Raw genomic sequence first — 14,640 nt, 5'->3', positions numbered from 1 at the left:
TCAATACAGTGTAACAGTTGTAGGTTAACAGTCTCCGTCCCGATTCTTCGGGACGGATTTTTTTTGTATATTACAGTCGAAATGGCTTTTTTGCTTTCATTAACAAATTTTAACATTTGGAATGAGCGGCATTTGATTAGCCTTTATTACTTTTGACCCAGCAGATAGCATTACACGTTACTAGCCATATACAGCCTTAGCCTTATATGCCATGATTAATAAGAAGTGAGATATTAAAAGACAGTCTGTTTTGAACAGTTAGGCCATTTAGCCTGTAATAGTATATATAATTAAGAAAGATAGAGATAGATAAAAGTTCAGCTTTTCTTGACAACTAGCAGAAATCGCCATTAAACATTAAAAGAACGACACTAAGGCGCAATAAGAAGATTGGAAGACCATGGAGTACGTAGCATCGTTAGCTTTTGCTAAAGAGAGGGACCAGCAGGATCCATTACATAAATTCAGAGATCAGTTTTATTTTCCACAGAGAAACGGAAAGGATGCTATTTATTTATGTGGCAACTCACTCGGTTTACAATCAAAGAATGTTAAAGCAGCTATAGAACAGGAAGTGGCGGATTGGCAACAATATGCAGTGGAAGGTTATTGGGCCGCAAAACATCCGTGGTTATATTATCAGCAATATTGCAGTAAGCCATTAACAGCCATGATGGGCGCAAGCCAGCAGGAGTTGACGGTGATGAATACGCTGACGGTAAATCTGCATTTGATGATGCTTAGTTTTTACCGACCAAACAAACAACGGTTTAAAGTGTTAATGGAGGCGGGAGCTTTTCCGAGCGACCAATACGCAGTTGAAACACAGGTTAAGTTTCATGGTTACAATCCTGAAAGTGCGATTATAGAAGTTTCTCCGCGACCCGGAGAACATTTGATAAGATTAGAAGATATTTTAGAGATTATTAACACAGAAAGTGATAGCTTAGCACTAGTTTTATTTGGAGGTATAAATTACTATACCGGACAGTTTTTTGATATACCCGCTATAACAGCAGCCGCTCACAAGGCAGGCGCTTACGCAGGTTTCGACCTGGCACATGTAGCTGGAAATATACCGGTAGCATTGCACGATTGGGAAGTAGATTTTGCCGTTTGGTGCTCTTATAAGTACCTGAATGGCGGTCCCGGCGCAGTAGGAGGCGCTTTTGTGCATGAGAAACATGCCAGTAACCGCGATTTTCTTCGCTTAGGTGGCTGGTGGGGCAATGAAGAGAGTGCACGTTTTAAAATGGAAAAAGGGTTTGTGCCTAAAAAAGAAGCTGAAGGATGGCAACAAAGCACCGCTCAGGTGTTTAATATGGTTAGCCTGAAAGCATCCCTGGAATTATTTGAAGCGGCCGGTATCGGCGCTTTACGTACCAAGAGTATAGAGATGACGAATTATCTTGAATTCCTGTTACAACAATTGAAAGGCATAAACTTCCAGATTATAACACCGGAAAATTGTAATGAACGTGGCGCTCAGTTATCTTTGTTGTTCCAGGATAAAGGTAAAGAAATACATCAACGGATGACCGATGCCGGTATAATCGTTGACTGGAGAGAGCCCGGGGTTATCAGGGTATCACCGGCACCCTTGTATAACTCCTATCAGGACGTATTTCATTTTTATGAAATCATAGCTAATATTGCTTCAAACGCTTAATTAAGTAAGATGACTTTTGAGAGAAACGAACGCCCCCGCAGGCCTTATTCTTCTGATACCAACAAAGAGAATGATCCCAATAAGGAGAAAGGCGATGACAAACCCAATTTAAATAACGAGCGGGAAGGCGGCAAGCCCGACTACAACAGTGGAAGCTCTGAGGGGCGCACTGGTTACAATCGAGAAGGCGGATATCGTCCGCGTACTGATTACAATCGTGATGGCGGCGGTGGCGGCTACAACCGTGAAGGCGGTGGTGGTGGTTACAATCGTGATGGTGGCGGCGGCTACAACCGTGAAGGCGGTGGTGGCGGTGGTTACAATCGTGATGGCGGCGGCGGTTACAACCGTGAAGGCGGTGGTGGTGGCTACAACCGTGATGGTGGTGGCGGCGGTTACAATCGCGGTGGCGGTGGCTACGGCGGTGGTGGCGGCTACAACCGTGATGGTGGTGGTTACAACCGTGAAGGCGGTGGTGGCGGTGGCTACAACCGTGAAGGCGGTGGTGGCGGTGGCTACAATCGTGAAGGCGGTGGTGGCGGCGGTTACAACCGTGAAGGCGGTGGTGGCGGTGGTTACAATCGCGGCGGCGGTGGTGGTGGTTACGATCGCGGCGGTGGCGGCGGTGGTTACAATCGCGGCGGTGGCGGCGGTGGTTACGATCGCGGCGGTGGCGGCGGTGGTTACGATCGTGGCGGCGGCGGTGGTGGTTACAATCGCGGCGGTGGCGGCGGTGGTTACGATCGCGGCGGTGGCGGCGGTGGTTACAATCGTGGCGGCGGCGGCGGTGGTTACAGCGGCGGTGGTGGCGGTGGCTACAACCGTGGCGGTGGCGGCGGCGGTGGATACCGTGGTGGCGGAAACCCAAGACAGGGTGGAAGACCTCAACGCTTTGAACCAAAACCTGATAATAAAATTTACTTTATCGCCCTCCTGCCAACTGCAGAAGTAGGTAAAGAAATCATAAAAATCAAACAGGAATTTGCAGAACAATATGGTCCTATGTACGCACTGAAAGTGTTGCCACATATCACCCTGCAAGTACCTTTCACGGCTGATCCGGCATTGGAAAAAGCTTTCTGTGATGAACTGACCGAGTTTGCAAAAACACAGGCTCCGTTCGAAGTATCCCTGAAAGGCTTCGGTACTTTCCCGAACAAACAAAACCGTGTACTCTTCATCAACGTGGAAAAAAGTGAAACCATGTCTGCTATGCACCGTCAGCTGATCAACTTCCTGCGTAAGGAATTTGGCTTCAGTACAATGCTGGCACGTACAGGATTTACTCCTCACGTAACCGTGGCCTTTAAAGACCTGGAAGATGATCAGTTTAATAAAGCATGGCCTGAATATGAAAACAAGGAATATGAGGCTACCTTCAAGGTAAATAACCTCTACTTCCTCCGTCACAACGGTAAATCATGGGAAGTGCTGCAGAAATGCAAATTAGGTGGTGCCTGATAAAAGCCCTACCTGTAAAATATCAAAAGGCCTCCGCAAATGCGGGGGCCTTTTTCGTTTTAAAACACAGACAGTATAACGGTGTAGGTTATACGAACTTAAGGGCTTATAGCCTGATGACTTTACCTGATCCCATAATATTGCTGACAACACTCGCTGCACCGGTAAAACGAACATTTCCGCTGCCATAAATCTGCACGTCCAGGCGCTGCTGTACAAAAGCAGCATGCTCACCCGAACCACTGATGGTAATATTTGCCTTCTGCACTTCCATCGTGGCGGCGTCTACATTACCGCTGCCGTTAATTTCGCTGTTATGTGTGTCGGCCTTACCTTTCAATACAATATTGCCGGAGCCGTTAATAGTGGTATTAAGGGCGCCAGTAGCTAAAGTAAGCCATCCTGCACCACTTCCGTTCACTTCATATTTTAAAAGCGACGTTCGTATGGTATCCTGATTATCTACCGTAGCGGAGCCATCAAACTGCAACCGCTGAAAAATAGGGCTTTGCACGTAAATCTTTATTGGCAAATGGCGGCGAAGGCGTTTACGATCACGGATACGTATATACAAAGTATTACCGCGCACACCCGTCTCCACAATACCTATAATATTATCCTCCGCAGTGATGCCCAAACTCGTGGCTACACCCTGTTTCAGATGTACCTCAAAGTCGCCGGATACTTCCACATCCGTCAGTGGGCTGATATTACGGGTTTCAGATACCACATGGCCGGAACCATCAATGTTATCTTTGGTACAGCTGGAAAGTATAATACTGAAAATGGCTACCATCAGGAGCAACCACCCAATACTTAAACTGGTATATGTAATGATAAACTGTCTTTTCATATCGTCATTTTTTAAGGGGCTTCAAGAAAATGACGTTCGGAAAAACACATACCCCTATGCGGGGATTTAATTTCCGTAAAAAGAGACAAACGGGAGGCGCCAAACAAGGAGGGCGACAAAAAAATAAGCCGGCCGTACAGACGTACGGAACCGGCTTTTTGATTAACCCCTATGAAAACAAACTATTGCTCTTATGTAATTTTTTTAATCTCTTCCTCTATTAACATCTGTAACAGTTGCAGGTTTAAATAACGCTTTCGCGCTTGCTTATTAATAACGGTATATACACTCACTTTCGCATGTTCAAACCAAATGCCTCATTAGTAACTGCAGCTGTTAATGTATTAAAGAACTCGTTGTTGAATACCGATTTTGCAATTACGGTGCCATAGTATTTTGAACAACTGCCATTTAACATATCTTTTGGAAGATATTAACAAAAACGATTTATCAGGAATGCAAACAAAAAAGCCGTCACAGTGAATGTGACGGCTTTTCTCGCGCAGTTATCAGCTGCTTAAAATTATCTTCTGTTCAACTTACTCAGGAGACGGAGGATTTCCAGGTATAACCATACCAGTGTTACCATCAAACCAAAAGAAGCATACCACTCGAAATATTTCGGGGCGCCTTGTGCAGCACCTTGCTCAATCATATCAAAATCGAGTATCAGGTTCAACGCCGCAATAGCTACTACTATCAGCGAAAATACAATACCAAAAGTACCACTGCTGTGAATCAGCGGCATCTCAATATTAAACATCCGCAATACCAGTGCAATCAGGTAAAAAATACCAATACCCAGTGTAGCAGTGAATACAATTGACTTAAAACGCTCTGTAGCACGAATCACACCAGTACGGTATAAAACCAGCATGGCAATGAAAGTACCGAAAGTTAATCCTACTGCCTGCAGTACAATGCCTTGCCACTTTGCTTCAAACATCGCGGAAATAGCACCCAGGAACAAACCTTCTGCTATAGCATAAGCAGGAGCCAGGTAACCAGACCATTCTTTCTTAAAAATGATCACCATTGCTAATATAAAACCGCCAATAGCACCGCCGAATGCCATAGGCACTACGCTGCTGCTACCACGTGAAAATTCACCCCAGGAGAAAATTGCTGCCGCCATCAACATCAGCAATAGGAAAGACATTTTGTTCACAGTACCACGGATGGTCATGGCCTCACCTGCAATATGCGGTGCTTTGTCAAATACACTTTGCTTCAGTACAGGGTTGTTCGATTGAAATAGTGCCATAAAGTATAGTTTAAATTTATGGGTTAAAAATACGATTTGATTCGATACCGGGGTATTAGAATCCGGTAAATCCCGCCAAAATTAGCATTTTTATAACCAATAACTACTGGTTATCACTCATAACTAAAAGTAATGGGAATAGCTGATTTCTGCGGTAATAGTCTACTGAAGTTGTGTACTTTTGTGATCGGATCGGGAATAATATTGCCAGTTAGCGCGTTACTACCGCCCGATTACCTAAATTTACATCTTTAAAAAGAATACCTTAAAAGATAAATAGATGCCTAATACTTCGATTCAACAGCTGGAGGATGTAGTGATAAAATTTGCAGGCGACAGTGGAGACGGGATGCAGTTAACAGGTACCCAGTTTTCAAACAACACCGCATTATTCGGTAATGACCTGAGCACATTCCCGGATTTCCCGGCCGAAATACGTGCCCCAATAGGTACATTGCCCGGCGTGAGCGGCTTCCAGCTACACTTCTCTTCTAACAGAATATTTACCCCCGGTGATGCCTGTGATGTATTGGTAGTCATGAATGCTGCTGCATTGAAAGCAAACCTGAAGGGACTCAAAAAAGGCGGGATCATCCTCGCCAATACCGACGGCTTCGACTCCAAGAATCTTCGCCTCGCCAATTATCCGGAAGGTGTTAATCCCCTGGAAGACGGCTCCCTGGCTCCTTATCAGCTGCACACCATGGATGTCACCAAAATGACACGGGAAGCCCTGAAAGACACTACCCTGGGTATGAAAGAGAAAGACCGTGCAAAAAACATGTTTGTACTGGGCTTCCTCTACTGGTTATACGACCGTAACATGGAGAATACAGAAGTATTCCTCAAAGAGAAATTTGGTAAAAAACCAGAAATTCTGGAAAGTAACCTGAAAGTATTACGTGCCGGTTACAACTTCGCTGATACCGTAGAAGCCTTTACTACCCGCTACCGGGTGGAGAAAGCCCGTATGGAACCAGGTACCTATCGCAGCATTACAGGGAATACTGCCCTGTCATACGGCCTGGTAGCCGCTTCTCAGCAAGCTAACCTGCCAATATTCCTCGGTACTTACCCGATTACACCGGCTTCTGATATCCTCCATGAACTGAGCCGCTTCAAGAATTTTGGTATCCGCACCTTCCAGGCGGAAGACGAAATTGCAGGAATCTCCTCTGCCATCGGCGCTTCCTACGGTGGACACATGGGCATTACCACTACTTCTGGTCCCGGTATGGCATTGAAAGGCGAAGCCATGGGCCTGGCCGTAATGCTGGAAATTCCGCTGATCATCGTGGATATTCAACGTGGCGGACCTTCTACCGGCTTGCCTACCAAAACAGAACAATCCGACCTGTTACAGGCCTACTACGGCCGTAATGGCGAATGCCCGATGCCGATCATTTCTGCCTCCACACCGGCAGATTGCTTTGATGCTGTATTTGAAGCATTCCGCATCGCAGCACAACATATGACACCAGTGATCTTCCTCAGCGACGGATACATTGCCAATGGTGCTGAACCATGGCGCTTCCCCAAAGCTGCCGATCTACCTAAGATTGAAGTGAAATTCAAAAAAGGATTGGAAGAAGGAGAGGAGCAGTTCCTGCCTTACCACCGCGACGAAAACCTGGTACGTCCATGGGCCGTTCCCGGTACGCCAGGACTGGAACACCGCATTGGTGGCCTCGAAAAGCAGAACATTACCGGTAACGTGAGCTACGATCCTGAAAACCACCAGCTGATGGTGAAAATCCGCCAGGAGAAAGTAGATAAGATCGCAGATCATATTCCGTTGCAAAAAATTGAACTGGGCCCGGAAAAAGGAAAAATACTGGTGCTCGGCTGGGGATCTACCTATGGTGCAATAAAAAGCGCTGTGTTAGAACTGTTGGCAGAAGGACACGAAGTGGCGCATGCACACATCCGTCATATCCGTCCGTTCCCTAAAAACCTCGGTGAAATACTTCATAGCTACGATAAAGTTTTGATTCCGGAAATTAACAACGGTCAGTTGATCAAAATTATTCGTGATCAATTCCTGATTGATGCACAAGGATATAATAAGATTATGGGTGTTCCTATTACGAAAGGCGAACTGGTGACAAAGATCAAAGAAATGCTCGCATAGGTACTTTCCGCAACATATTGTTTTACTGCACAATAAAAAATCCTGTCCATCGTGACAGGATTTTTTGTATTTTCCTGTATTGACAGACAATTTGCAGCTACATTTTTTGTTAGTTTAAGTTAATTATTATGAATAACCTTTTTCGTGTATTGCTAACCGTTATTACTGTAGCTGTAGTGTATGTGCGGGCAAATGCCCAAACGAATACTTTTGAAGTGAGAGTTGGAAACCATGCGGTAGGTACCATTGAAGCTAACCGTAAAACCAGCGGAGCCGCCAAGAGTATTATTATCAGAACACGTATACAGGTGATGTTGTCGAAAGTAAACAGCGATATCATTAATGAATACAGTAATAACGTACTCACAAATGCCAAATCTTCCCGCATAAAAAACGGAGATGATAAGAAAAGTACCACGACTGTTCGTAACGGTAAAGAATATACGATTACAGTAGATGGGGAAAAGTCAGTATTAAACAATGCGGAAATTGAAGAGTGTGTGGCAGATCTCTATTTTACCGAACCGAGGCAACTAACACGTGTTTTCTCTGAAACGCTGGGCCGCTTCCTGCCATTAAAATCGCTGGGAGGAGGGATGTATGAACTCTTACTGCCGGAGGGGAAAAAGAACGTATTTAAATACGAAAATGGTACACTGGTACTTGTAGAAGTGAACCACTCTTTTGGCAAGGCCATCTTTGTAAAAGTCAGCTGAATTTTTTCACTTAAAAAGGAGCCGTGCGGATCTTTCTGCCCGGCATCACGGAAATCTCTGAGCCGGTTGCCAGCAGTGCACTGCGGGGCGGTTGCTGTAACATATTTTCGAAAGCGGCGCCATAGAGAAGCCGCGTGCTGCAATGATAATCAAAATGGCTAACCGGATGGGTATGCCACTGTGGATGAGTCACCTGGTATTCACCGGTAGTAGTAGCATCCACGCGTGTATAGCCCCAGTAATGCTCGGTAATAAACTCCTCTTCACTGCCCATAATAATCGGTTGTGTTGCCTGCAACGCGGTKGCAGTTAAATGATTCCACTCATTATTTACTTTCCACTTATAGGCTACTTTCAGTGTAGCGGCATCCGGATACTCCCAATGGTGCTCCATAGGATGCGTTGCATATTTTTCTTTGTAAATCGTATTTGCTACAAAGGTGATCAATGGTTTAGGAACCAGTTCCTTTACAAATACCACCCCTCTTTTCCAGTTCCCGCCCTCTTTGAAACGCACGTAGAAGCGGAGATTTACTTCTTCAAATGTGCGATGGCCAGGTAAACTAAGGCCCTTTACCCGTGTGTCCTGGAACAGGAAACCTACCAGGCTGGCATAGTGGATATTATTCCAGGTATCCAATTCCGTATGAGCAGGTAAATACGTTTTGAGCACCGCAGGGTCGGCCTCGAAATTGATCATCAGGAGGTTTCTCCAGGCAGCAGTCAGAAACGGGCGCATTGTTAATTGGCTTTTATCAGCTTTGCATAATACTTACAGGCTGGTCTGAGCCCGCATTCCCCGCATTTAGGGCTTCTGGCCACGCAGGTGTAGCGGCCATGTAAAATGAGCCAGTGATGGGCAATATGTACTTTCTCTTTTGGAATATGCTTTAGCAGTTGCAGTTCTGTTTGCAATGGCGTTTTGGCGTTGGTAGTCAATCCAATGCGTGCCGATACCCGGAATACATGGGTATCTACTGCCATATTGGGTTGATGATGTACCACAGAGGTGATTACATTGGCTGTTTTACGGCCTACGCCGGGCAGTTTTACGAGTTCCGGTACGGTAGCAGGTATTTCCCCGTTGAAGTCTTCCACCACCATTTCCGCCATTCCTATGAGGTGTTTGGTTTTGTTGTTCGGGTAGCTGATACTCCGTATCAGTGGGAAGAGGTCATCAAAGGTAGCCTTGCTGAGGGCATATACATCCGGATAGGCGTCAAAGATGGCAGGCGTGGTCATATTTACCCGCTTATCAGTGCATTGGGCAGACAGGATAACAGCTACCAGCAATTGGTAAGGATTGTCGTAAATCAGTTCCGTTTCGGCATTCGGTGCATGATCCTCAAAGTACTTGAGAACAAATGCATAACGCTCTTTTTGAGTCATGCCCTAAAGATAGGAAAAATGGAAAAAGTAAGGACTGCTCTTACTTTTCTGTTGTAGTTTGTTTGTTGGCCGCATAGTCAAAAATAACCTGCAGGGTAGCCGGCCGTGGCGAATAACGCACAGTATTGAGCGCAGCCTGGGTATTTTCAAAGCAAGCCTGCTCTTCCTGGGTTAAAGAAAGTTCCTCCTGGTGATGTTTAATGTCGCTTTTTGTAACAAGACACAGGGTTGACAGTACAGAAAGTGTAAAATTACTCATGCATTATTATTTTAATACTAAGAATAGGTTCTTTTTTATAACGGTGTAAGCACGGTATCTATTGTTAATTTAAGATAAATTTTTAAGATACGCAAGAGAGGAGGTGGGTTAGGGCTTTGGGGCAGGCGTGATAATGAACAGGTCTTCATTATCCTTCTTCATATAATATTTTTCGCGGGCAAACTTCTCCAGTTTTTCAGGGCTGGAAAGCAGCTCCTGCTGTTCTTCTTTGGTTTGTTTGATTTCCTGGATAAAGAAAGCCTTCTGATTTTCCAGTTTATTCACCTCAGACTGGAACTGGTACTGAGACATGAGGTTTGTTTTGTCCAGGAAGGAGATCCATATCACAAACGCAGCAAAGGCTATGAAGAACTTATTCTTCAAAAACTTTGGCATGTTACGGATGGACTTGGACCAGGACATATGGCAATTTACTAAAGAAATTGGAATTGTACATAACGAATTACGGATTTACAGGCAGATGAATGCTGCCCGTAAATCCGTAATTACTATCATTATTGATTATTTTTTAACGCTGATGGAGTTGGTAGGATAAATGGCTACTTCACCCAGTGCTTCTTCGATACGCAGTAACTGGTTGTATTTCGCCATACGGTCAGTACGGGAAGCAGAACCGGTTTTGATCTGACCGCAGTTCAGTGCTACGGCGAGGTCAGCGATGGTAGTATCTTCAGTTTCGCCGGAACGGTGGCTCATGATGGAAGTATAACCAGCTTTGTGCGCCATGTTTACTGCATCGATGGTTTCAGTAACGGTACCGATCTGGTTTACTTTCACCAGGATGCTGTTAGCGATACCTTTATCGATACCTTCTTTCAGACGCAGTACGTTGGTTACGAATAAATCGTCACCTACCAGCTGTACACGTTTACCGATAGACTCAGTCAGTTTTTTCCAGCCATCCCAGTCATCTTCAGCCATACCGTCTTCGATAGAAACGATTGGATATTTGTTAGCCCATTCTGTCCAGTAAGCCACCATTTCATCGCTGCTGATTACTTTTTGGGAGCTCTTGTAGAATTTGTAGCTCTTAGTAGCTTCATCGTACATTTCGCTGCTGGCAGCATCCAGTGCAATGGCTACCTGGGTACCTGGTTCGTAACCAGCTGCTTTGATAGCTTCCAGTACAGTTTCGATAGCTTCTTCGTTGCTCTGGATTTCAGGAGCAAAGCCGCCTTCGTCACCTACGTTGGTGCTATAACCTTTCTTCTTCAGTACGGATTTCAGGTGGTGGAATATTTCCACGCCCCAGCGCAGACCTTCAGAGAAAGAAGGTGCACCTACCGGTACAATCATGAATTCCTGGAAGTCGATTTTATTATCTGCGTGCGCACCACCATTGATGATGTTCATTAAAGGAATAGGCAGGGTGAAAGCGTTAACACCGCCGAGGTAGCGATACAGTGGCTGGTTGCTTTCTTCAGCAGCAGCTTTGGCTACCGCCATGCTCACTGCCAGGGTAGCGTTAGCACCCAGTTTGGCTTTATTTGGAGTACCATCCAATTGGATCAGCATTTTATCGATGCCGGCCTGGTCTGTAACTTCCCAGCCAATCAGTTCTTCAGCAATGATGTCATTTACATTGGCAACAGCCTGCAGAACGCCTTTACCCATGTAAACACTTTTATCATTATCACGCAGTTCTACCGCTTCGTGCTTACCTGTAGAAGCACCGGATGGAACTGCTGCACGACCAAAATGGCCGTCTTCGGTGGTTACATCCACCTCAATTGTAGGGTTACCACGGCTGTCGAGAATTTGTCTGGCATGGATTTCTGAAATAGTACTCATAATTCGAAAAGTTATTATTGTTAGCGATATTTAGCTGTTAGCTACCAGCAGTTAGCTTTTAGCTAAACGGATATGTTATTTGTTAATATTCACCCCATTAGATGACACCCCATGGTTAAGCATTCTTCGTCATTTCCCGGAAAATAGTTTCCAGGCTTTGTGAATTGCTCTGCAAAGAAAGTATGTTCCGGTTATTAATCAAAGCAAATTGTAACAGGTTTTTTCTTACCTCATCTACCTGGCTCGTAAATAATTGCCAGCTATGCTCCTCCACGGCCACCACACGGGCGATTCCGCCGATTGATAGCAATTCAGTTTCCGTTACAGACTCCGCAAAGGTAACCTGTAAATAACCATTCCCGGTATTGTTTTGCTGTAATACCGACAATTTATCGTCGGCTACTATTTTTCCTTTGTTAATGATGATGGCACGGTCGCAAAGTGCGGCTACTTCCTGCATAATATGCGTGGAAAGGATCACGGTTTTATTGGCGCCCAGTTCTTTGATCAGTTGCCGGATATCCGCCAGCTGATTGGGGTCAAGGCCGGTAGTAGGTTCGTCCAGGATCAGCACTTCGGGGTCGTGCAATAAGGCCTGCGCCAGTCCTACACGCTGTTTATAACCATTGGACAGCGCACCAATCTTTTTATGCCGCTCCGGTTGTAATCCTGTCAGCCGGATAACGGAGTCAATCCGTTGTGGACCGTCCTTTCCAAGCTGGTGGACGCCCGCTATAAACTCCAGAAATTCCCGGATATACATATCGTAGTACAAAGGATTGGATTCTGGCAGATAGCCTACTCTTTTGCGTACTTCCAGCGACTGGGTAACAATATCGAAATCACACACACTGGCTTTTCCACTGGTAGGTGGCAGAAAGCCGGTAATCATTTTCATGGTAGTAGATTTTCCCGCGCCGTTTGGCCCAAGGAAACCCGTGATTTCACCCTTTTTTAGCTCGAAGGAGATTGCATCCACTGCCCGTTGTTCCCCGTATACTTTAGTAAGTTCTGATACCTTGATAGACATGTATGGTTGCACGTTTTGCGGGTTCTAATGTACTATAAAAAGAGGATAAACTGTAACGGGTAATATGGCAGAGGCCGGAATAACCTTTTTGTACCAAAAAATCCGGGCTAATAGGGGCTGCCAGACAGGAATAAAGGGGTTTTAAAGCGTGCTGCTCCTCAATTCCGCCATTTTGGTACTACTTCAGCGAAATATATATATATTTATAGCGAAATTAACTAACACCTATATGTGAACAAAAACACCTGCACTGACATTGGCATATAACTTGCATTTAATGTATCACCTATACGTTATATAACCTATACAGGCAAAGCACTTACATAAAGCACTACATATAAAACCACTTTCATGCTTCAACCCAAATTTTGATGTCAAACTTTCTAAAAAAAGCAATGGGCCTTTTTGTGGAATTTGAACCCGAAGAAAACAGCGAAGTCAGGAGGCCTGAACCGTCCTCTCTGTCGCAAAAATTCCCGCTTAGTAATCCGTCAGTATCCGAGCCACAACGGCCACCAGGGCCAGTGGCGCTATCTGCCGCAGATATGGACAAGTTTGAACAGCACTTCAGTGCGCTGTTTGAAAAAAGCAACTTTCCAGGACCTGATTATTACGAATTCTGGAAGATGATGGACACTCTGGAAGCGCATGTAAAGGATGAAAATGCCCGGATGTCTGCGGTGTATGCTACCCTTAGCATTCAAGGCCTCACCAAAAACAGGCTCATTGAAAGCGCTGCCCAGTACAAACAAATCATTGAGCAGGATAAGGCTGAATTTGAGAAAGCAGTTGCCGATAAAGCCAGTACCGAAGTAGATGGCAGACATCAGCAATTACAGGATCTAGAAAAGAAGATGGCAGATAATGCAGCCCTGATCCAACAGCTTACCAAAGAAATCACAGAGGCACAGGCAACAACAGAACAACTGAAGAAGCAAATGGCTGAACAGGAGGAGAAAATAGTCGCTAACCGCCAGGGTTACCAGGTGGCTTGCGAAGCAATGGTCAGAAAAATAAACACAGACATTCAAAAAATAGAAACATCGCTTTAACGCTATGGAGACGCAATACTTTCCTGCCACCGACCAGGGGCAGAAACTGAAATCTTATTGGAACAGACCAGGAGGTAAATTCGGCATCCTGATCGGATTAGGACTGCTGGTCGCTATCGGCTATTATGTAATTCCTATCCTGACTGCGGTGGTATGGAACACCCTCAACTTTGGTATCGCACTGGTATGTTTGGGCGTATTCCTCTACTGTGTTACACACCGTAAACTTCGCCTTAGCCTGTTTTACCTGTACGAGTGGCTGATGAAAAAACTCGTAGGCCTCGTCATTGAACTGGACCCCTTCCTCATCGCTGAAGACTATATCGGCGATATGGAAGAACAACGCGAAAAACTGTACAATCAATCTGTTGAAGTAGACGCACAGAAAGAAAAAATTGATCTCAAGATCAGCGATAAGGAAAAGGAAATGACCCAGCTGCTGAGCCGCGCTAAAGCCGCTCAGAACAACAACATGCTGCCGGAGTTAGGTAATGCTACCAGGCAAATTGCCCGTGTGAAAGAATACATCGCACAGCTCACGCCTATCCGCGATAACCTCGCCCGCATTGGTGATTATCTCACCAAAGTGCATAAAAACAGCGGTTATATGATTGAAGATGCCCGCAATGAACTGGAACTGAAAAAAGACCTCTACAAGTCTGTGACCTCCGGTAACAAAGCACTGTCATCTGCACTCAAAATTTTCAACGGAGATCCGGAGAAAAAACTGATGGTGGAACAATCCATGGAATTCCTGAAAGAGGATATCGCCACTAAACTGGCCAGCATGAAGAAAGCCATCAACTATTCAACAGACTTTATGCGCTCTATAGACCTGGATAATGCCACCTACGAGCTGCAAGGCCTGAAGATGCTGGAATCTTACGACCCCGATAAAACATATAAACTGGACATACAGAAATGGGAACCTTCCCGCGTACCACAACAACCTGGTACGGTTCGTACTGACAACTACAACGATCTGTTAAGCTAACTAAAACAAC

At 45.2% G+C, this 14,640-nt stretch carries 14 protein-coding genes; 6 read left to right on the top strand and 8 right to left on the bottom strand.

Going from position 1 to position 14,640, the window contains the following annotated elements:
* Positions 1 to 400 precede the first annotated feature (400 nt).
* Both kynU and AC1DFM_RS12960 read left to right on the top strand, forming a co-directional pair.
* Positions 401 to 1,669, top strand: coding sequence for a kynureninase (gene kynU, locus AC1DFM_RS12965; RefSeq protein WP_477077161.1), 1,269 nt, complete (start codon positions 401 to 403; stop codon positions 1,667 to 1,669).
* A gap of 9 nt (positions 1,670 to 1,678) precedes the next feature.
* Positions 1,679 to 3,130 (top strand): 2'-5' RNA ligase family protein, encoded by a 1,452-nt coding sequence (locus tag AC1DFM_RS12960; protein ID WP_477077160.1) that lies wholly within the window; start codon positions 1,679 to 1,681, stop codon positions 3,128 to 3,130.
* 106 nt (positions 3,131 to 3,236) lie between these two features.
* On the opposite strand, the gene AC1DFM_RS12955 is transcribed toward AC1DFM_RS12960, so the two are convergent.
* Positions 3,237 to 3,983 (bottom strand): head GIN domain-containing protein, encoded by a 747-nt coding sequence (locus tag AC1DFM_RS12955; protein WP_477077159.1) that lies wholly within the window; start codon positions 3,981 to 3,983, stop codon positions 3,237 to 3,239.
* 523 nt (positions 3,984 to 4,506) lie between these two features.
* Complete coding sequence (locus AC1DFM_RS12950; RefSeq protein ID WP_477077158.1) at positions 4,507 to 5,247, bottom strand: Bax inhibitor-1/YccA family protein; 741 nt, start codon at positions 5,245 to 5,247, stop codon at positions 4,507 to 4,509.
* A gap of 280 nt (positions 5,248 to 5,527) precedes the next feature.
* Between AC1DFM_RS12950 and AC1DFM_RS12945 the strand changes: the two genes are divergently transcribed.
* Together AC1DFM_RS12945 and AC1DFM_RS12940 are read left to right on the top strand one after the other, a co-directional pair.
* Positions 5,528 to 7,378: a 2-oxoacid:acceptor oxidoreductase subunit alpha gene (locus tag AC1DFM_RS12945; protein ID WP_477077157.1), complete on the top strand. Its 1,851-nt coding sequence runs from the start codon at positions 5,528 to 5,530 to the stop codon at positions 7,376 to 7,378.
* A 128-nt stretch (positions 7,379 to 7,506) separates the two neighbouring features.
* Positions 7,507 to 8,094, top strand: a complete 588-nt coding sequence (locus tag AC1DFM_RS12940) for a DUF6134 family protein (RefSeq protein WP_477077156.1) — start codon at positions 7,507 to 7,509, stop codon at positions 8,092 to 8,094.
* Between the two features lie 10 nt (positions 8,095 to 8,104).
* Here AC1DFM_RS12940 and AC1DFM_RS12935 read toward each other — a convergent pair whose 3' ends face one another.
* From AC1DFM_RS12935 to gldA, 6 genes are all read right to left on the bottom strand, one after another.
* Complete coding sequence (locus AC1DFM_RS12935; RefSeq protein ID WP_477077155.1) at positions 8,105 to 8,833, bottom strand: YqjF family protein; 729 nt, start codon at positions 8,831 to 8,833, stop codon at positions 8,105 to 8,107.
* A 2-nt stretch (positions 8,834 to 8,835) separates the two neighbouring features.
* The gene (nth, locus tag AC1DFM_RS12930) at positions 8,836 to 9,483 is read right to left on the bottom strand and encodes an endonuclease III (RefSeq protein WP_477077154.1); all 648 of its coding nucleotides are present in this window, start codon (positions 9,481 to 9,483) and stop codon (positions 8,836 to 8,838) included.
* 40 nt (positions 9,484 to 9,523) lie between these two features.
* A complete protein-coding gene (locus AC1DFM_RS12925) occupies positions 9,524 to 9,742 on the bottom strand; it encodes a hypothetical protein (protein ID WP_477077153.1) in 219 nt (72 codons plus the stop codon).
* 108 nt (positions 9,743 to 9,850) lie between these two features.
* On the bottom strand, positions 9,851 to 10,165 hold the full coding sequence (locus AC1DFM_RS12920) for an FtsB family cell division protein (protein ID WP_477077152.1): 315 nt from the start codon (positions 10,163 to 10,165) through the stop codon (positions 9,851 to 9,853).
* A 99-nt stretch (positions 10,166 to 10,264) separates the two neighbouring features.
* Positions 10,265 to 11,554 carry a phosphopyruvate hydratase gene (gene eno / locus AC1DFM_RS12915; RefSeq protein WP_477077151.1) on the bottom strand — a complete coding sequence of 430 codons (1,290 nt, stop codon included), beginning with the start codon at positions 11,552 to 11,554 and terminating at the stop codon, positions 10,265 to 10,267.
* Positions 11,555 to 11,669: 115 nt separating this feature from the next.
* A complete protein-coding gene (gldA, locus tag AC1DFM_RS12910) occupies positions 11,670 to 12,584 on the bottom strand; it encodes a gliding motility-associated ABC transporter ATP-binding subunit GldA (protein WP_477077150.1) in 915 nt (304 codons plus the stop codon).
* 371 nt (positions 12,585 to 12,955) lie between these two features.
* Here gldA and AC1DFM_RS12905 point away from each other — a divergent pair, with 371 nt between their 5' ends.
* Both AC1DFM_RS12905 and AC1DFM_RS12900 read left to right on the top strand, forming a co-directional pair.
* Entirely contained in the window at positions 12,956 to 13,636 is a 681-nt protein-coding gene (locus AC1DFM_RS12905) for a hypothetical protein (protein ID WP_477077149.1), read from the top strand.
* Between the two features lie 4 nt (positions 13,637 to 13,640).
* Positions 13,641 to 14,630, top strand: coding sequence for a PspA/IM30 family protein (locus AC1DFM_RS12900; RefSeq protein ID WP_477077148.1), 990 nt, complete (start codon positions 13,641 to 13,643; stop codon positions 14,628 to 14,630).
* Positions 14,631 to 14,640 lie beyond the last annotated feature (10 nt).

This window comes from Chitinophaga sp. 05T412 (assembly GCF_056396465.1).
The sequence above is the reverse complement of the archived record's forward strand: the minus strand, read 5'-3'. Positions and strand labels throughout refer to the sequence as shown.

Bases quoted from the DNA above. Each gene is read 5' to 3' on its own strand.
- AC1DFM_RS12925 (WP_477077153.1), bottom strand. From the start codon at position 9,742: ATGAGTAATTTTACACTTTCTGTACTGTCAACCCTGTGTCTTGTTACA.
- AC1DFM_RS12905 (WP_477077149.1), top strand. From the start codon at position 12,956: ATGTCAAACTTTCTAAAAAAAGCAATGGGCCTTTTTGTGGAATTTGAA.
- AC1DFM_RS12955 (WP_477077159.1), bottom strand. From the start codon at position 3,983: ATGAAAAGACAGTTTATCATTACATATACCAGTTTAAGTATTGGGTGG.
- AC1DFM_RS12960 (WP_477077160.1), top strand. From the start codon at position 1,679: ATGACTTTTGAGAGAAACGAACGCCCCCGCAGGCCTTATTCTTCTGAT.
- gldA (WP_477077150.1), bottom strand. From the start codon at position 12,584: ATGTCTATCAAGGTATCAGAACTTACTAAAGTATACGGGGAACAACGG.
- nth (WP_477077154.1), bottom strand. From the start codon at position 9,483: ATGACTCAAAAAGAGCGTTATGCATTTGTTCTCAAGTACTTTGAGGAT.
- kynU (WP_477077161.1), top strand. From the start codon at position 401: ATGGAGTACGTAGCATCGTTAGCTTTTGCTAAAGAGAGGGACCAGCAG.
- AC1DFM_RS12945 (WP_477077157.1), top strand. From the start codon at position 5,528: ATGCCTAATACTTCGATTCAACAGCTGGAGGATGTAGTGATAAAATTT.
- AC1DFM_RS12940 (WP_477077156.1), top strand. From the start codon at position 7,507: ATGAATAACCTTTTTCGTGTATTGCTAACCGTTATTACTGTAGCTGTA.
- AC1DFM_RS12920 (WP_477077152.1), bottom strand. From the start codon at position 10,165: ATGTCCTGGTCCAAGTCCATCCGTAACATGCCAAAGTTTTTGAAGAAT.
- AC1DFM_RS12950 (WP_477077158.1), bottom strand. From the start codon at position 5,247: ATGGCACTATTTCAATCGAACAACCCTGTACTGAAGCAAAGTGTATTT.
- eno (WP_477077151.1), bottom strand. From the start codon at position 11,554: ATGAGTACTATTTCAGAAATCCATGCCAGACAAATTCTCGACAGCCGT.
- AC1DFM_RS12900 (WP_477077148.1), top strand. From the start codon at position 13,641: ATGGAGACGCAATACTTTCCTGCCACCGACCAGGGGCAGAAACTGAAA.